At 72.6% G+C, this 18,281-nt stretch carries 11 protein-coding genes and 1 pseudogene; 10 read left to right on the top strand and 2 right to left on the bottom strand.

The features are described 5' to 3' along the window. The first annotated feature begins 46 nt into the window (after positions 1-46). Positions 47-502, top strand: coding sequence for a Fur family transcriptional regulator (locus ABZS77_RS22270; protein ID WP_354825858.1), 456 nt, complete (start codon positions 47-49; stop codon positions 500-502). Next, a complete protein-coding gene (katG, locus tag ABZS77_RS22265) occupies positions 499-2,775 on the top strand; it encodes a catalase/peroxidase HPI (protein ID WP_354825855.1) in 2,277 nt (758 codons plus the stop codon). Before ABZS77_RS22270 ends, katG begins: the two co-directional genes overlap by 4 nt. Positions 2,776-2,861: 86 nt before the next feature. Here the strand turns inward: katG and ABZS77_RS22260 are convergent, their stop codons facing one another. Beyond that, positions 2,862-3,800, bottom strand: a complete 939-nt coding sequence (locus tag ABZS77_RS22260) for a superoxide dismutase (protein ID WP_354825852.1) — start codon at positions 3,798-3,800, stop codon at positions 2,862-2,864. A gap of 134 nt (positions 3,801-3,934) precedes the next feature. On the opposite strand from ABZS77_RS22260, the gene ABZS77_RS22255 reads away from it, so the two are divergent. The 8 genes and pseudogenes from ABZS77_RS22255 to ABZS77_RS22220 all read left to right on the top strand — a co-directional run. Then, complete coding sequence (locus ABZS77_RS22255) at positions 3,935-4,843, top strand: hypothetical protein (RefSeq protein WP_354825850.1); 909 nt, start codon at positions 3,935-3,937, stop codon at positions 4,841-4,843. Positions 4,844-4,986: 143 nt separating this feature from the next. After that, entirely contained in the window at positions 4,987-6,015 is a 1,029-nt protein-coding gene (locus ABZS77_RS22250) for an iron-siderophore ABC transporter substrate-binding protein (RefSeq protein WP_354825847.1), read from the top strand. Then, positions 6,012-7,055, top strand: a complete 1,044-nt coding sequence (locus ABZS77_RS22245; RefSeq protein ID WP_354825845.1) for an iron ABC transporter permease — start codon at positions 6,012-6,014, stop codon at positions 7,053-7,055. Before ABZS77_RS22250 ends, ABZS77_RS22245 begins: the two co-directional genes overlap by 4 nt. Beyond that, positions 7,052-8,086, top strand: coding sequence for an iron chelate uptake ABC transporter family permease subunit (locus ABZS77_RS22240; protein WP_354825842.1), 1,035 nt, complete (start codon positions 7,052-7,054; stop codon positions 8,084-8,086). Before ABZS77_RS22245 ends, ABZS77_RS22240 begins: the two co-directional genes overlap by 4 nt. Further along, positions 8,083-8,931: an ABC transporter ATP-binding protein gene (locus ABZS77_RS22235; RefSeq protein ID WP_354825839.1), complete on the top strand. Its 849-nt coding sequence runs from the start codon at positions 8,083-8,085 to the stop codon at positions 8,929-8,931. Before ABZS77_RS22240 ends, ABZS77_RS22235 begins: the two co-directional genes overlap by 4 nt. 5 nt (positions 8,932-8,936) lie before the next feature. Continuing rightward, on the top strand, positions 8,937-10,646 hold the full coding sequence (locus ABZS77_RS22230; RefSeq protein WP_354825836.1) for an ABC transporter ATP-binding protein: 1,710 nt from the start codon (positions 8,937-8,939) through the stop codon (positions 10,644-10,646). Further along, positions 10,643-12,490 carry an ABC transporter ATP-binding protein gene (locus tag ABZS77_RS22225; protein WP_354825833.1) on the top strand — a complete coding sequence of 616 codons (1,848 nt, stop codon included), beginning with the start codon at positions 10,643-10,645 and terminating at the stop codon, positions 12,488-12,490. The genes ABZS77_RS22230 and ABZS77_RS22225 overlap by 4 nt, the downstream gene beginning before the upstream one ends. A 110-nt stretch (positions 12,491-12,600) precedes the next feature. After that, positions 12,601-12,720: pseudogene (locus ABZS77_RS22220) on the top strand (RNA polymerase subunit sigma); the annotation flags it as partial. 61 nt (positions 12,721-12,781) lie between these two features. Here ABZS77_RS22220 and ABZS77_RS22215 read toward each other — a convergent pair. Further along, a complete protein-coding gene (locus ABZS77_RS22215; protein ID WP_354825831.1) occupies positions 12,782-18,241 on the bottom strand; it encodes a carboxyl transferase domain-containing protein in 5,460 nt (1,819 codons plus the stop codon). Between the last annotated feature and the right edge of the window lie 40 nt (positions 18,242-18,281).

The raw sequence follows: 18,281 nt of genomic DNA, 5'->3' as shown, positions 1-18,281 counted from the left end.
CCGGCAAAATTTGATCCATTCCAAAAGAGTGGGCTATGTTCGGGACATGAGGTCCGGCTTCGAGGCGCAGCTACGTGCCGTCTCGCTGCGCGTGACCCGGCCGCGGCTGGCGGTGCTCGCCGCGCTGCGGGACCATCCGCACGTCGACACCGACACCGTGTTGCGCCTGGTCCGTGCCGACCACCCCACGGTCTCGCACCAGGCGGTGTACGACGTCCTGCGGGCGCTCACCGACGCCGGTCTGGTGCGGCGCATCCAGCCCGCCGGTGCCACCGCCCGCTACGAGGCGCGGGTGGCCGACAACCACCACCACATCGTGTGCCGCTCCTGCGGCGTGATCGCCGACATCGACTGCGCCGTCGGCGACGCCCCCTGTCTCACCGCTTCCGACGACCACGGCTTCGTGGTCGACGAAGCGGAGGTCGTCTTTTGGGGCGTCTGCCCCGACTGCGCGACCGAACGCACCGCCCAGCGATCCGCCAGTTCGGAAGGAAGTACATGAGCGACACCCAGGACCAGGCCCCGGCCAGCGCGCAGGGCGTGGACAAGAAGGAGGCGGCCGGTTGCCCGGTCGCACACGACTCGGTGACCGCGCACGGCAGCGAGAGCGAGAACCCGGCGATCGACTCGCCGACCCCGAAGACCGGCGGTCGCCCGCGCACCAACCGGGACTGGTGGCCCAACCAGCTCGACCTGTCGGTGCTGCACGCCAACTCGGCCAAGGGCAACCCGCTGGGGCCTGACTTCAGCTACGCGAAGGAGTTCGCGAAGCTCGACGTCGAGGCCCTCAAGCGGGACATCGCCGAGGTCCTCACCACCTCGCAGGACTGGTGGCCGGCGGACTTCGGCCACTACGGCGGCCTCATGATCCGGATGAGCTGGCACTCCGCCGGCACGTACCGCATCCACGACGGCCGGGGCGGCGCCGGCGACGGCGCGCAGCGGTTCGCGCCGCTGAACAGCTGGCCCGACAACGCCAACCTGGACAAGGCCCGCCGCCTGCTGTGGCCGGTCAAGCAGAAGTACGGCCAGAAGGTCTCCTGGGCCGACCTGCTCGTGCTCGCCGGCAACGTGTCCCTGGAGTCGATGGGCTTCAAGACGTTCGGCTTCGCCTTCGGTCGGGAGGACGTCTGGGAGCCCGAGGAGATCTTCTGGGGCCCGGAGGACACCTGGCTGGGTGACGAGCGCTACGTCGGCGACTCCGAGATGGCGCCCGAGGTCGGCGCGACCGAGATGGGCCTCATCTACGTCAACCCGGAGGGCCCGAACGGCAACGCCGACCCGCGGGCGGCGGCGTACTTCATCCGGGAGACCTTCGGCCGGATGGCGATGAACGACGAGGAGACCGTCGCGCTGATCGCCGGCGGACACACCTTCGGCAAGACCCACGGCGCGGCCCCGGCCGACAACCACGTGGGTCCGGAGCCCGAGGGTGCCCCGCTGGAGGCGCAGGGCCTCGGCTGGCTCAGCACCCACGGCAGCGGCAAGGGCCGGGACACCATCACCAGCGGTCTCGAGGTGACCTGGACCGACGTACCGACGCAGTGGAGCAACCGCTTCTTCGAGATCCTCTTCGGCTTCGAGTGGGAGCTCACCACCAGCCCCGCCGGCGCGAAGCAGTGGGTCGCCAAGGACGCCCCGGAGATCATCCCGGACCCGTTCGACGCGTCGAAGAAGCACCGGCCGACGATGCTCACGACCGACCTGGCGCTGCGGTTCGACCCGGCGTACGAGAAGATCTCGCGCCGGTTCCTGGAGAACCCGGACCAGTTCGCGTTGGCCTTCGCCAAGGCGTGGTACAAGCTGCTGCACCGCGACATGGGCCCGATCGAGCGCTTCCTCGGCCCGTGGGTGGCCGAGCCGCAGCTGTGGCAGGACCCGGTGCCGGCCGTCGACCACGAGCTCGTGGGTGACGCCGACGTCGCCGCCCTCAAGGCGAAGGTCCTCGACTCCGGTCTCACGACCGCCCAGCTGGTCTCCACCGCCTGGGCGTCCGCCGCGAGCTTCCGGCACACCGACAAGCGCGGTGGCGCGAACGGGGCGCGGATCCGGCTGGAGCCGCAGCGCAACTGGGAGGTCAACCAGCCCGAGCAGCTCGCTGCCGTCCTGGAGACCCTGGAGGGCATCCAGCGGGAGTTCAACGCGGCGGGCGGCGCGCGGATCTCGCTCGCCGACCTGATCGTGCTGGCCGGTTCGGCCGCCGTCGAGAAGGCGGCGCGTGACGCCGGCGTCGAGGTGACCGTGCCGTTCCGGCCGGGCCGCACCGACGCCACCCAGGAGCAGACCGACGTCGACTCGTTCCGCGTCCTGGAGCCCCGCGCGGACGGGTTCCGCAACTACCTGCGGCCGGGCGAGAAGACCCAGCCGGAGGTGCTGCTCATCGACCGCGCCTTCATGCTCAACCTGACCGCGCCGGAGATGACCGTCCTCGTGGGCGGCCTGCGCGCCCTCGGGAACAACGTCGGTGGTGCCGCGCACGGCGTCCTCACCGACCGGCCCGGTGTGCTCACCAACGACTTCTTCGCCAACCTGCTCTCCCCGGGCACCCGGTGGAGCGCGTCGAAGTCCGAGGAGCACGTGTACGAGATCCGGGACCTGGCCACCGACGAGGTGAAGTGGACCGCCACGGCGGTCGACCTCATCTTCGGCTCCAACTCCCAGCTGCGGGCCCTGGCGGAGGTCTACGCCAGCCAGGACGCGCGCGAGAAGTTCGTGGCCGACTTCGTCAAGGCCTGGACCAAGGTCATGGAGAACGACCGGTTCGACCTCGTCTGACAGGCACACCGGCGAGCCCCGGCCCGATCCGCGAAGGATCGGCCGGGGCTCGTCGGCATCCGCGTCGGGCGTACCCGTCGGGTCGATCAGCGGGTACGGACCGCGACGGCGGAGTACGGCGTGGTCGGGGTCGGGGGCGTGGTGAACCGGGCGTTCGGCAGGTAGAGCCGACCCAGTGCCAGGGCGACGGTGGTGGGCACGTCGAAGTTCGGGTCGGTGATGGTGCCGGTGACCGTTCCGGCGGTGCCGGCGCGGTTCAGGGTGACCACCGCGACCTGGTTGAGGCGGTTCTGCACGACGTACAGCGTGCGGCCGAGCAGCAGCAGCCCGTCGCCGTTGGTGAAGGTGTAGCCGGGCACGTCCACGACCGTGGTGGCGCCCGTCGCCGGGTCGACCCGGAACAGCGTGCCGGTGGTCGACTGCACGACGATCAACGCCCGGCCGTCCGGCGTGGTGACGATGCCGTTGAGGTTGACCCCGGTGCCGACCTGCTCGTACGCGCCGGTCAGCGTGATCGTGGTGAACCCGTCGGCGGGTGGCAACGCGCCACCGCGGCCCAGCGGCAACCGGTAGAGCACCGGCCGGTTGGAGTCGGTGAAGTACGCCGCGTCGCGGGTCAGGACGACGTCGTTGACGAACGTCGGGGCGGTGGCGAACTGGTAGCGCGCCAGCACCTCGCCGGTGCGGGAGTCGAGTACGCGGGCGTCGCCGGCCGTGCCGCCGGAGACGAACAGCCGACCGCGCGGGTCGACCTTCAGGCCGAGCGACGGGGTGCCGGTGGACGCGCCGATCGTCGCGCCCCGACCGGTCAGCAGGTCGGCGCGGTAGATGGCCCCGGTGGCGCGGGAGCCGAAGTACGCGTACCGGCCGGCGGTGGCGATGCCCTCGGGCTGGAACCCGTCGGGCAGCGCGATGACGGCGGGCGGTCGACCCGCGCCGTGGGCCTGCGCCGGGGTGGCGGCGACGGTGGCCAGGAGGGCGGCGCTCAGGACGACGCCGAGCGTGGTCCGGAGTGGACGGTTCACTGTGCTCCTTCCGGCGGGCAGGTGACACCCGCCATGATCACTGGGGCCAGGACCTTCCCCACTGTACGACCGCCGGGGGGGCAGCCTGCCGGTGGCGAGCGACGCCCCAGCAGGTCAGTGACATGATGGCGTCCATGGCAAAGCAGCAGGACGTCGGCGGGTCCGACGGTCACAGCAGGTCAGGGGCCACCGACGAGCGTGCGGTCGAGGGGGACGTCGACGCGCGGCTCGCCCTCGCGCAGGATCCCGCAACGTCCCAGATGACCCTTTTCGACCTGGCGTCCGACCCGTCGGCGGTCGTCCGTAAGGCGGTCGCCTCGCGGGTCGACGCTCCCGCCCAGGCGCTGCGCCCGCTGACCCGGGACCACGACCGCGGGGTACGGGAGGCGGTGGCGAGAAACCCCTCGGCGTCGATCGGGAACCTGTTGCGTCTCGTGAAGGACCCCGACCGGTGGGTCCGTTGGGCGGTCGCCGGCAACCCGGCGTGTGACGAGTCGGTTCGCCGGGTGATGTCGGAGGCGGCGGACAAGGAGCTTCGCGGCCTCCTCGCCGAGTCGCGCGAGTTGGAGCCCGAGCTGGCCGCCAGGTTGATCGAGGACGTCTCACCCGAGGTGCGGGAACGGCTCGCCACCCACACCCGGGACCCCGAGGTGATCACCGCGCTGCTCGCCGATCGCACCGCCCGTGTCCGTAAGGGGCTCGCCCGCAATCCGCGGACCACCGCCGAGCAGCGCAGCGCCCTCGCCCAGGACCCGGTGGTCGACGTCCGTGTCGCCCTCGTCGGCGCGGTCGAGCTGGACGACGCGGATCTCGCACGCCTGGTGGAGGACCGCTCCGCGCAGGTCCGGCTGGCCCTGGCGAAGTCCGAGGTCGTCCCGGCGCACATCCGGCAGGCCCTCGCCAGCGATCCTGACGAGATGGTCGCCGGCGCGGCGCGGGACGTCCGTCCGGAGTCGGCCAGGCCTTCAGCGGTACGGGCTCCGCGCATCGGGCACCGGCCGGCCGGCCGCGGCACACGCCGGCCGGGCGGCACCGCGCGCTGAGGCGCAGTCGCTGCATCCGCCTGCCGGACCGGTCAACCAAGGAGGCCATCAGCCAGCGAACATGCCCCTGGGCCGGCCATGAGAACGACTCATATCGCTATGTTAGGTTAGCCTTCCCTTACTTAGCGATGGAGTTCAGTTCTATGCGTGCTAACCGTTTCCTGACCGGGGTCGTCGCCCTGGCCGCGACGTTGGCGCTCGCCGCCTGCGGCGGGTCGTCCAAGGCCGAGGACGCCGCCGACGGCAGCCCCGCCGCCGCCTTCCCGATCACGATCACGCACGCGCTCGGCACCACGACGATCAAGGAGAAGCCGAAGCGGGTCGCGACGGTGGCCTGGGCGAACCACGAGGTTCCGTTGGCCCTCGGCATCGTTCCCGTGGGCATGGCCAAGGCCAACTTCGGCGACGACGACAACGACGGCATCCTGCCCTGGGTCGCCGAGAAGCTCACAGCGCTCGGCGGCACCAGGCCTGTGCTGTTCGACGAGAACGACGGCATCAACTTCGAGGCGGTCGCGGACACCCGGCCCGACGTCATCCTCGCCGCGTACTCCGGGCTGACACAGCAGGAGTACGACACCCTCAGCAAGATCGCTCCGGTGGTCGCCTATCCGCAGGCGCCCTGGGCCACGGCGTGGCGCGACACGATCAAGCTGGAGAGCCAGGCCCTCGGCCTCGCGAAGGAAGGCGACGCGCTGATCGCCGACTTCGAGAAGCGGATGACCGACACCGCCGCGAAGCACCCCCAGCTGGCAGGCAGGTCGGCGATGTTCATGACGCACGTCGACCCGACCGACCTGAGCAAGATCGGCTTCTACACGACGCACGACACCCGGGCCCAGTTCTTCGCCGACCTCGGCCTGAAGGTGCCGGCCAGCATCGCCACGCTCTCCGCCGGCACCGACAAGTTCAGCCTCGAGCAGAGCGCCGAGCAGATCCAGGTCTTCAACGACGTGGACGTCATCGTCGCGTACGGCGACGACAAGCTCCTCGCCGCCGCGCAGGCCGACCCGCTGCTGTCGAAGATCCCCGCGATCAAACGCGGCTCGGTCGTCATGCTCTCCGGTGCCACCCCGCTGGGCACCGCGGCGAACCCGACCCCGCTGGCCCTCCCGTTCGTGCTGGACGACTACGTCGCGATGCTCGCCAAGGCTGCTGACCGGGTCTCATGACCGCGCTCGACTCGCGTACCGTGCCGGACGCCGCCGTGGTGCGGCGTCCGGCACGGGTACGCCTGGTGTGGTTCCTCGTGGTGGCCGCGGTGCTCCTGGCGCTCATGGTGGCGTCGGTCGCCCTCGGTTCCCGCGACGTCGGGTGGTCCGACATCGTCGCCGCGTTCCGAGGCGCCGACGACACGATGGAACAGGCCGCCGTCACCAAGCGGATCCCGCGGACCCTGCTCGCCGTGCTCGTCGGCACCGCGCTCGGCCTGGCCGGGGCGGTGATGCAGGGCGTGACCCGCAACCCGCTGGCGGACCCCGGCATTCTGGGCGTGAACATGGGGGCGTCGCTCGCGGTGGTCACCGGAATGGTCCTGTTCGGCCTCTCCTCGCCGACCAGCTACCTGTGGGTGGCGATCCTCGGTGCCGCCCTCGCGGCTGTCTTCGTGTACGCCGTCGGGTCGCTGGGACGCGGAGGCGCGACGCCGCTCAAGCTCGCGCTCGCGGGCGCTGCCACGTCCGCCGCGCTCGCGTCGTTGATCAGCGCCTTCGTGCTGCCCCGCAACGACATCGCCGGCAACTTCCGCTCCTGGCAGATCGGCGGAGTCGGTGGCGCCACCTACGACAGCATCCGGCAGGCCCTGCCGTTCCTCGCCGTGGGTCTCGTGATCTGCCTCCTGTCCGGCCGGGCCCTGAACTCGCTGGCCCTCGGCGACGACCTCGCGGCAGGGCTCGGCGAGCGGGTCGCCGTCGTGCGCGGCGTCGCGGGTGCCGGTTCCGTGCTGCTGTGCGGCGCCGCCACGGCGGTCGCCGGACCCATCGGGTTCGTCGGCCTGGTGGTCCCGCACGTGTGCCGCCTCCTCGTCGGGCTCGACCACCGGTGGCTGTTACCGTTCTCCGCGCTCATCGGCGCGGCGCTGCTGACCGCCGCGGACGTCGTCGGCCGGGTGGTGGCACGCCCTGCGGAGATCGACGTCGGCATCGTGACGGCACTGATCGGCGCCCCCTTCTTCATCTACATCGTCCGCCGGCAGAAGGTTCGCGAGTTGTGAGCACCACGACCCTTGCGGCCGTCACCAACGGCCGGGTCCGCCGGGCACGCCGCCGCGGTGCCGTCCTCGCCGCTCTCGCCGTTCTCGTCGTCGTGGCGTTCGCCGTCTCGTTGATGGCGGGACGCACGTTCTACCCGCCGGCTGACGTGCTGGCGGTGATCTCCGGCCAGGACGTCCCCGGAGCGTCGTTCACCGTGGGCACGCTGCGCCTGCCTCGGGCGGTCCTCGCGGTTCTGGTCGGAGCCTGCTTCGGGTTCGGGGGCGTCACCTTCCAGACGATGCTGCGCAATCCGCTCGCCAGCCCCGACATGATCGGCATCAGCTCCGGCGCGAGTGCCGCGGCGGCCTTCGCGATCGTGACGCTGCAACTCGGAGGGGCGGGGGTGTCCGCCTTCGCGATCGTCGCCGGGCTGGCGGTGGCGGTGGCGATCTACCTGCTGTCGTTCTCCGACGGCGTCGCCGGTACGCGCCTCGTGCTGATCGGCATCGGCATGGCGGCCATGCTCGACAGCCTCACCGCGTACGTGCTCACCCAGGCTGCCGAGTGGGACCTGCAGGAGGCGTTGCGCTGGTTGACCGGCAGCCTCAACGGCTCCACCTGGAAGCAGGTCGGTCCGGTGGCCGTCGCCGTGGCCGTGCTGGTGCCGGTGCTGCTGAGCCAGGGCCGCAACCTGTCCATGATGCGGCTCGGCGACGACACGGCGGCGGCGCTCGGGGTGCGCCTCGAACGTACCCGGATCCTGGTCATCATCGCGGCCGTGGGTCTGATCGCCTTCGCCACCGCGGCGACCGGGCCGATTGCCTTCGTGGCCTTCCTGTCCGGGCCGATCGCCGCCCGGCTCGTCGGCCCGTCCGGCTCACTGCTGCTGCCGTCCGCGCTGGTCGGCGCGCTCCTGGTGCTGATCGCGGACTTCGTCGGCCAGTTCGCCTTCCACACCCGCTACCCGGTGGGTGTCGTCACCGGCGTGCTCGGTGCCCCCTACCTCATCTACCTGCTCATCCGGACGAACCGCGCGGGAGGCTCGCTGTGACCACCACCCACACGCTGGCGGTCGAGGGCCTGACCCTCGGCTACCGCGACCGGGTTGTCATCTCCTCGCTCGACCTCGACGTGCCACCCGGGAGGATCACGGCGATCGTCGGGGCGAACGCGTGCGGCAAGTCGACCCTGCTGCGGTCGATGTCGCGCCTCCTCGCGCCCCGCACCGGTCACGTCCTGCTCGACGGCAAGCAGGTGCACCGGCTGCCGGCCAAGCAACTGGCCCGCACTCTCGGCCTGCTTCCCCAGTCGCCGACCGCGCCGGAGGGGATCACCGTGGCCGACCTCGTCGGGCGCGGGCGCAACCCGCACCAGCGGACGCTCTCGCGCTGGAGCAGGGAGGACGACGCCGCGGTGGCGGCCGCCCTGGACGCGACACGGACGGCGGACCTCGCCGACCGCTCGGTCGACGAACTCTCCGGCGGCCAGCGGCAGCGGGTGTGGATCGCGATGGCCCTGGCCCAGCAGACAGATCTGCTGCTGCTCGACGAGCCGACGACCTTCCTCGACGTCAGTCACCAGGTCGAGGTCCTGGACCTGCTCACCGACCTCAACCTCACGCGCGGGACGACGATCGTGATGGTGCTGCACGACCTCAACCTCGCCGCCCGGTACGCGGACCACCTCATCGCCCTGGCGGGCGGGCGGCTGCACTCCGCCGGTGAGCCGGCGCAGGTCCTGACCCAGGAATGCGTACGCGCCGTCTTCGGCCTGGACAGCAAGGTCGTCACCGATCCCACGTCGGGCAAGCCGTTGATGCTGCCGATCGGCCGCCACCACGTCGTCCCGGCCACCGACCGGCCGGACGACGCGCTCGCCCGGGTCGCCCGGTCGTGACGCCGGTGACGGCTGTCCCGGGAGTCAGCGGCGCGGCGGTGCTGCGTCGAGCGCTGCGCCGACAGCGTGGACGTGTGGTTCTCGGCATCGCGCTGCTCTGCACCCACCAGGCCGCCGAGGCCCTCATCCCGGTCGCCATCGGCGTGGTCATCGACCGTGCGGTCGCCACCGGAGACGGTCGCGCGCTGGCGCTGTCGCTCGGCGGCCTCGCCGCACTGTTCACCGTTCTCGCCTTCGCCTACCGGACCGGCGCCCGGATGGCGTACGCCGCTGTCGAACACGAGGCGCACGCCATCCGGGTCGAGATCGCCCGGAGCGCGCTCGACCCGCACGGGCACCGCTCGGGCATGCGCGACGGAGAGCTGCTGTCCGTCACCGCCTCCGACGCCGAGCTGTCCGCACTCGTCGTGCGGGTCGCGGGACTCGCCTCGGCGGCGCTCACCGCCATCGTGGTCGCGGCCGTCGCGCTGGTCGTCGTCGACATCCCGCTCGGCCTCGGGGTGCTCATCGGCGTGCCGCTGCTGGTCGTCGCCCTGCAACGGATGGCACCGCTGCTCACCCGGCGCAGCACGTCCCAACAGGAGGCCCTCGCGGCCACGACCGCGCTCGCCGTCGACCTCGTCACCGGCCTGCGTGTGCTGCGCGGCATCGGCGCCCAGGACCACGCCGCCCGCCGGTACGCCGGCGCCAGCCGCCACGCCCTCGACGTCACCCTGCGCGCCGCCACCACCAAGGGCCTGCACCTGGGGCTCACCACGATGGTCAACGGCCTCTTTCTCGCGACGGTCGCCGGCGTGGCGGGCTGGCTCGCACTACAGGGCCGACTCACCATCGGTGAACTCGTCGCCGTCGTCGGGCTGGCCCAGTTCATCGCGGAGCCGGTGCAGACGCTCGGGTACTGCGTCCAGCTGTTCGCCATGGCCCGCGCCTCCGCGGGCCGGGTCGCCCGGGTCGTCGGCGCCGCACCCGTCGACCGGCCCGGCGGCGCGGGCCCGTCCGCACCGGCGTCGTCCCGCCTCGCCCTCGACTCGGTCCGTTACTCCGGTCTCGACGACGTCAGCCTGCGCGTCGGCGCCGGTGAGATCCTGGGCGTGCTCGCCTACGATCCGGGCGACGCCGAGGCGCTCGTCACGCTGCTGGCGGGACGGGTCCCGCGCCAGGACTACCGGGGAACGCTGCACATCGACGGCGTACCCGTCGACGAGCTGCACATCGACGCCGTACGCGCCACCGTCCTGGTCGAGCAGCACGACGTGGCGCTGTTCGAAGGGACCCTGCGGGACAACCTCAGCGCCGGCGCCCACCTCGACGACACCGTCCTGCGCGCGGCCGTCCGCGCGGCCGCGGCCGAGGACGTGCTCGCCGCGCACCCGCACGGATTCGACCGCGTCCTCACCGAGCGGGGGGCGAACCTGTCCGGCGGGCAGCGGCAGCGCATCGGGCTGGCCAGGGCACTCGTCGCCGACCCGCCGGTGCTGGTGCTGCACAACCCCACCACGGCGATCGACGCGGTGACCGAAGGGCTGCTCGCCGAGGGTCTGGCCTCCGCTCGCGGCGCGGGAGGCCGTGGCACGGTGCTCATCACCACCAGCCCGACCCTGCTGCGGGTCACTCACCGGGTGGCCGTGCTCGACGGCGGGCGGGTCGTCGCCGAGGGGCCGCACGAGCAGTTGCTCGCCAGCGACGCCCGCTACCGGGAGGAGATCCTGCGATGACCGACCACTCCATCGTGACCGGTGTCGAGTCCCGGCACCTGCTGCCGACGGCCACCGGCCGGCAGACGTGGGTCGCCCTGCGCACCGAGCTGGCGCGCCTGCCGGGGCTCAGCGTCCTCGCCGGCACGTTGCTCGTCGCCGCGGCCGCGACCGGACTCGTGGCACCGTGGGTGCTCGGCCGCCTCGTCGACGACGTCATCGCCGGGTCCGACACGCGACAGGTCGTGGCCTGGGCGGGCGTGATCGCGGGCGCGGCGGTCCTCGCCGGACTCCTCACGGCGGTCGGCGCCGCCATCGCCGCACGACTGGGAGAGACCGTGCTGGCCCGGCTCCGGGAGCGGGTCCTCGACCGCGCGCTGCACCTGCCGTCGGCCACCCTGGAGCGGGCCGGGACCGGAGACCTGGTGGCACGGGCCGGCGACGACGTGGCCGTGGTGACGAACGTGATCGCCACCAGCGGCCCCGCCTTCCTCGGCGCGCTGCTGACGATCGTGTTGACCGCGGCGGGGCTCTTCGCCCTCGACTGGCGGCTCGGCATCGCCGGGCTGGTCGCCGTGCCGGCGTACGCGCTGGCGCTGCGCTGGTACCTCAAGCGGTCGGTCCCGTACTACGCGCGTGAACGGGTGGCGACGGGCGAGCGTACGCAGGCGACCGCCGAGGCGCTGCGCGGCTCGGCGACCGTTCGCGCCTACCGGATGGAGGACGTCCACGTCACCCGGATCGCGGACCGCTCGGCGGTGGCCCGCGACCTGTCGCTGGAGATCTTCGGTCTGTTCACCCGGTTCGGGCTGCGCATCAACCGGTCCGAGTTCGTGGGGCTCGCCGCCGTGCTGCTCGCCGGCTTCCTGCTGGTACGCGACGACCTCGTCACAGTGGGCGCGGCCACCACCGCCGCGCTCTACTTCCACCGCCTCTTCAACCCCATCGGCCTGTTGCTGTTCGAATCGGACTCGGTGCTGCAGGCCGGAGCGAGCCTGGCCCGGCTCGTCGGCGTCACCACACTGCCCGACACCGCGTCACCCGTCACCTCCGAGCCCGGTCGACAGGAGCGCTCCGAACCGGCGGCGCTGGAGGTGACCGTCGCGCAGCACCGCTATGACGACGGTCCCGTCGTCCTGCGGGACATCACCCTGCGTCTCGCACCGGGGGAGCGTGTGGCGCTCGTCGGCGCGAGCGGAGCGGGCAAGAGCACCCTCGCCGGCATCATCGCCGGCATCATCGCGCCCAGCCAGGGTGCGGTGCGCCTGCGCGGCGTGCCACTGACGCACCTCGGCGAGCACCGCCTGCGCCGCGAGATCGCCCTGATCAGCCAGGAGGTGCACGTCTTCGCCGGCCCGCTCGGCGACGACCTGCGCCTGGCCGACCCGGACGCCACCGACGCCGAGCTGACCGCCGCCCTCGACCTCGTCGGCGCCACCGACTGGCTGCGTACCCTGCCCGACGGTCTCGCCACGGCCGTGGGGGAGGGGGGTCGGCAGCTCACCCCGGCGCGGGCCCAGCAGCTCGCGCTGGCCCGTCTCGTCCTCGCCGACCCCGCCGTCGCGGTCCTCGACGAGGCCACCGCGGAGGCGGGCAGCGCGGGCGCGCGCGACCTCGACCGCGCCGCCGTGGCGGCCACCGAGGGCCGTACCACAGTGGTCGTCGCCCACCGTCTCAGTCAGGCGGCCACCGCGGACCGCATCGTCGTCCTGGACCACGGGCGGATCGCCGAGCAGGGTACGCACACCGAGCTGCTGGAAGCCGGGGGCGGGTACAGCCAGCTGTGGCGTTCCTGGAGCATGCCCGACCCGGTGGTCCCGAGAGGACGCGCGAGCACCGTGCGGGACCAGCCCGTCGCGGGCTGAACGGCCGGAGGGCACGTGCGCGTGTCATCCGGCCGTGGCCCTCGCTCGGCGGGTCCGCCACACCCCGCTGACGAGGTCGAGGGCCAGGAAGGCCAGCAGGGTCACGCCGGGCGGACGTGTGCCGGTGCCCGGTCGGCACGATCCGCTCCCGGGTCGCCCGGGCCCGCGAGGATCTCGTGGCGGCCTGGCAGGCCGACAGGCCCGGCACCGGCGGGCAGCGAACCGGTTGAGCGACGACCCCGCCGGCGGTCAGCCCGATGCGGCTGACCGCCGGCGGGTCGGGTACGTGCGCTATCCCAGGCGGGTCTCGATGGCCTCGATGATGCGCGGACGCAGTTCGGCGGCGCGGATGACGGCGTCCACCGAGCCGACCTCGACGGCCCGCTGGATGTTGTGCACCCGGTCGAACTCCGTGGCCACCTCGCCGAGCTTCTCCGCGCGCACCGACGAGCGCAGCTCGTCGAGTTCGGCGGTCAGCGCGGCGCGTTCGGTTCCGGACGTGGCGGCGACGCGCGCCTCCAGGTCGCGTACCCGGGGGTCGGCCGCCGTACGGGCGTTGACGTCGGCGGCGAACACCACGGCGGCGGCGGGGGCGCCACCGAGCACCGAGGCGAACGAGCCCTCCAACGCCAGCACCGTCATGTTCGGGTTCAGCGCCTTGGAGAACACCACGAACGCTCCACCGTGGTAGCGCGAGATCACGCAGAAGACGATGGGTCCACGGAAGTTCACGATCGCCCGGCCGATCTCGGCGCCGTACTCCAACTGGAGCTTGCGCATCGACTCCGGTGAGCCGTCGAAGCCGGACAGGTTCGCCAGCACGACGAGGGGACGGTTGCCGCTCGCCGCGTTGATGGCCCGGGCGGCCTTCTTCGACGATCGGGGGAACAGCGTGCCGGCGGTGTAGGTGTCCGGGCCGTCGGTGGGTGGGAAGCCGTGCCGGGGCACCGAGCGCGACTCGATGCCGAGCAGGCAGACCGGGATGCCACCCAGGTGGACGTCCTGTACGACGGCGGTGTCCGCGTCGGCCATGCCCGCCCAGCGTTCCAGCACCGGGTGGTCCTGGTCGGCGAGGGCGCGCATCACCGTACGGATGTCGAAGGGCTTCTTGCGGTCGGGGTTGGCCTCGGCGGAGAAGATCTCGCCGACGGTGGCGAAGGCACTGCCGGCCACGTCGTGCGGGAAGGCGGAGATGTCGCGGTCGACCGGGTCGGTGGTGGTCGCGCGCCGTGGGGCGTCCTCGCCGGGCGCGACGTACGTGTGGTCGTAGTGCGCCATCAGCACGTCCCGGGCGGCGGTCAGGTTCGGCGCCCAGTACTGCGCCTGCCCGTTCGGTCCCATCACCCGGTCGTAGCCGCCGATGCCGAAGTTGTCCTCGGCGGAGACGCCACCGGAGAAGTCGAGCGACTGCTTGCCGGTGAGCACCATCGCCGAGTCCGGTGTCATCACCAGCACGCCCTTGGTGTGCATCAGCATCGTCGCCTCGGCGTTCCAGTACGGCTGGGCGCCGACGTTGATCCCCGCGACCACGATGTTGATCTCACCGCCGGCCTGGGTGAACTCGACGATCCGCTTGAGCGCGGCGGCCACCCAGTCCATGTTCTCGGTGCCGGAGGTCATCGAGATCCGGGCGCCGGCGGACAGCGCCCACCACTCCAGGGGCACCCGCATCCGCTCGGCGAGGTCCAGGGCGGCGATCACCCGGCGGCACTCCGGCTCGGACAGGGCGCCGAGCGACTTCGTCGGGTCGCCGAGCAGCACCACCCGGGTGACGCCCTGCGGGTACCGCTCGGTCGGCGTGGTGACGACACCGGCGACGATCGCGGCGCGGTTGCGTCCCTTGGGCCGGTCCACCGGCACCAGCACGTGCGCGTCGTCGAGGTCGTGTTCGACGAAGTCGCCGAGCCGGCCGGTCAGCTCGTACGGGTACACCGTGTTGCGGCTGCTCGCCCGCAGCACCTTCAGCCGGTACTCGTCGAGCGGTTCGACCGGCTCCACCGGCGGTTCGCCGACGGCCAGCTCCGCGCCGCCGGCGGCGTCGAAGGAGATCCGTACGGCGATCTTGGTCAGCTCGCCGGTCCGGCGGTCACGCTGACGGGCGATGAAGAGGATCTCCTCCAGCCCGGCGCCCACGGTCGTCGGGCGCACCCGCCCGGCGATCATCTCCATCTCCTCGCGGGTCAGCTCGCTGGGCGGCCAGACGTAGACCACGATCCGGTTGGTGTTGAACCGCGTCTTCGACGGCCGGCGCGACTGGGCGCGGCGGATCGAGTCGAGGCAGGCCGCGATGGCGTCCTCGGTGGTCGGCAGCGCCACCAGTCGGCCGTCCTGCTCGCGCAGCTCGGTCAGGTCCCGTACCTGGGCGAACGCGACGAGGCGTTCGTCGGCCGGGTTCTCCCGTGCCACGCACTGGAAGAGGTAGACCTCCTCGTCCGACGACGGCAGCCGGGTCAGGTCGAACCTGTGCAGCCGCTCCAGCTGCATCCGCTCGGCGATGTACGGGTGCAGGCCGCGGATGAGCCGGTCCTCGGCCATGGCGGTGCCGGACGGGCGGAACGTGAAGTGGTGGTGCATGACGGCCCCACCCCGACCGGCGACGGTGGCGGTGAGGCGGCGTACCTGCGGGGGCAGCGGGTGCGCGGTGATGACGGCGAGCAGCGCGGCGGCCATCGCGTCGAAGTCCTCCGGCTGGTTCTCCCAGCCGAGGTAGATGTCGGCGTCGACGGAGTCCTCGCCGGTGGCCAGGTCGGCGAGGCCACGAAGGGCGCGGTCCAACGCGTCGAAGCTCACCGCGGCGGAGACCACGCTGGAGTCGGCGCGTTCGGCGACCACGAACGAGCAGTCCGCGACCGTGCGGGTGCGGACGCTGGTGAGCGCCTTGTTGCCGTAGTACCGCCGGGTGAGCACCTCCAGCATGACCGTGTTGTCGAGGTGGTCGCGGACGAGGCGCTGGCCGAGCAGCCGGACCAACGGTTCGGTGCTGCGGACCATCGCCGCGACGCGTTCGGCGCGGTCCGGCGAGTCCGGGTGGGCGTCCAGGTGCCGCAGGTGTCCACGGACCTCGGCGTAGACGCGGGCGCGGTTGCGGCGCAGCAGCGGCTGGGCGAACCAGGCGAACACCACGCCCCGGGCGAGGTCGGCGACGACCGGGAAGCGCACCTGCGTGGCGGCGATCAGCCGTTCCAGGGCGAGGCCTGCGGGTTCGCGCAGCGTCTCGTCCGGCGGGGTCTCCCGCAGCCAGGCGCGCAGCAGGGCCGCGACGACCGTGGCGTCGGCGGACGCGCGCTGCTGGGCCAGGAAGATCCGGAACACGGCGGCTTCGAGGTCGGGGCTGCGGTCGAGGTCGGTGACGCCGTAGTGGCCGAGCGCCTTGCCGAGCCGGCCCTGGAAGGCGTCCGGCAGGCCCGCGCGTTCGACGTCGAGGCTCTGCAGGTAGGTGTGGAAGTACTCGCGGGCGCTGTGCACGTGCGCGCCGCCGTCCTCGCCGGTGGGCCGGTTGCGGCTCAGCTCGGTCAGGTCGGCGAACACGGTGAGGAGGTCGAGTTCGGCGGCCAGGGGGCGGTGGCCGTCCTCGGTGGCCGCACGGCGGGCGGTGAGGTAGTCGTCGAGCACCCGGCGGTCGTCGTGCGGGTCGACGTCGAAGCCGAGCAGCAGGCCGCGCAGGTCCTCCTGGCCGCGCCGGCTGCGCGCGTCCGCCGACAGTTCCTCGGCGGAGGTGGGCAGGTCCAGTTCGACCGACGCGGTGGCCGTGGCGTCGGCGGTGTCGTCGCCGTCGTCGGCCAGGGGCTCCAGGCGCAGCAGCGGCGCACCCGCCTCCACCTGGCTGCCCACGGAGACGGCGCACTCCCTGAGCCGTGCCCGGAACGGCGCCCGCAGCACCGTCTCCATCTTCATGGCCTCCAGCACGAGCACCGGCGCGCCCGCCTCGACCTCGTCGCCGATCTCCAGCGGCGTGGCGACGACGAGGGCCGGCATGGGGGAGCGCAGGACGCCGCCCTCGTCGCGGCTCACCCGGTGCGTGACACCGTCCACCTCGACCAGGTGCGTCGGCCCGTGCGTGGCGGTGAGCAGGCGGTACCGGATGCCGTTGACGACGATCTGACCGGTGTGCCTGTCGAAGCGGTCCAGTTCGACGTCGGCGGTGCGTACCACGCCACCGGACTCGATGCCGACGCGGAACCGGTGCGGGCCGACCCGTGCCACCCGGGTGCGGTAGTCGACGCCGCGCAGCTTGAGGTCGAGCGGTCGACCGCTGGCGTGCTGCACCTGCGGGCGTCCACCGGACGCCGTCGACAGCAGCCGCTGGCACTCGACGCGCTCCTCCTCCTCGTACGCCTCGATGGCGGCGGCGGCCAGGGCGACCGCGCTGTGCCGGTGCGCGACGAGGCGGCCCTCGCCGCGGACCCGGTCGATCCAGCCGGTGTCGGCGCTGGCGTCGATCACCTCGGGCTGGTCGAGCAGGTCGAGCACGAAGCTCTTGTTCGTGGCCCCGCCGTCGATGATGACCGTGGTGTTCGCCATGGCCCGGCGCAGCCGGCCCAGCGCCTCGTCGCGGTCCCGTCCGTACGCGATGATCTTCGCGATCATGGAGTCGAAGTCGGCGGGGATGGTGTCGCCCTCGCTGACCCCGGTGTCGACCCGGATGCCGGGGCCGCTGGGCAGGTCGAGCCGGGCGATGCGGCCGGGGGACGGCGCGAAGTCGCGGTCGGGGTCCTCGGCGTTGAGCCGGGCCTCGATGGCGTGGCCGCGCTCGGCCGGGGGAGCGCCGTCCAGGCGCCCGCCGCCGGCGACGTGCAGCTGGGCCTTGACCAGGTCGAAGCCGGTGGTCAGCTCGGTGATCGGGTGCTCGACCTGGAGGCGGGTGTTGACCTCGAGGAACGCGAACAGCCGGTCGCCGGGGTGGTACAGGAACTCGACGGTGGCCGCGCCCCGGTACCCGACCGCCACGGCGAGCCGCTCGGCCGACGCCTTCAGCTCGGCCGCCTGCGCCCGGTCCAGCACCGGCGACGCGGACTCCTCGATGACCTTCTGGTTGCGGCGCTGCACCGAGCAGTCCCGGACGCCGAGCGCCCACGCGGTGCCCTGCCCGTCGGCGATCACCTGGACCTCGACGTGCCGCGCGCCGGTCACCAGCCGCTCCAGGAAGACGACGCCGCTGCCGAAGGCCCGCGCCGCCTCCTGGCTGGTGCGCTCGTACGCGTCGGTGAGGTCGGCCTCGCTGGTGATCACGCGGATGCCGCGCCCGCCGCCGCCGGCGGTGGCCTTGAGCATCAGCGGGTAGCCGATCTCGGCCGCCGCGGCCCGTGCGGCGTCGAGCGTCTCGACGGCACCGCGACTCCAGGGGGCGACGGGCACGCCGACCTTCTCGGCGATGAGCTTCGAGCCGATCTTGTCGCCGAGTTGGCGCATCGCCTCCGGGCTCGGCCCGACGAAGGTGACGCCGATCTTCTCGCACAGCTCGGCGAACGCCGGGTCCTCGGCGACGAAACCCCAGCCGACCCACGCGGCGTCGGACCCGGTCTCGAGCAGGGCGCGCTCCAGCGTGGCGAGGTTCAGGTACGGGCGGGCGGACGCCGGACCGAGGTCGTAGGCGATGTCCGCCTCGCGGACGAAGGTGGCGGTGCGGTCGACGTCGGTGTAGAGGGCGACGGTTTCCAGCGGCACGCCGGTCTCCGCAGCCAGCTCGCGGACCGCGTGGATGAGCCGCATGGCGGCCTCACCTCGGTTGACGATGGCGATACGGTTGAACACCCGACTGACCCCTTTGGTAGACCATGGCCTGCGCGCCGCG

Source organism: Micromonospora sp. NPDC005298 (assembly GCF_040607375.1).
Classification (GTDB): Bacteria; Actinomycetota; Actinomycetes; order Mycobacteriales; family Micromonosporaceae; genus Micromonospora.
The sequence above is the reverse complement of the archived record's forward strand: the minus strand, read 5'-3'. Positions and strand labels throughout refer to the sequence as shown.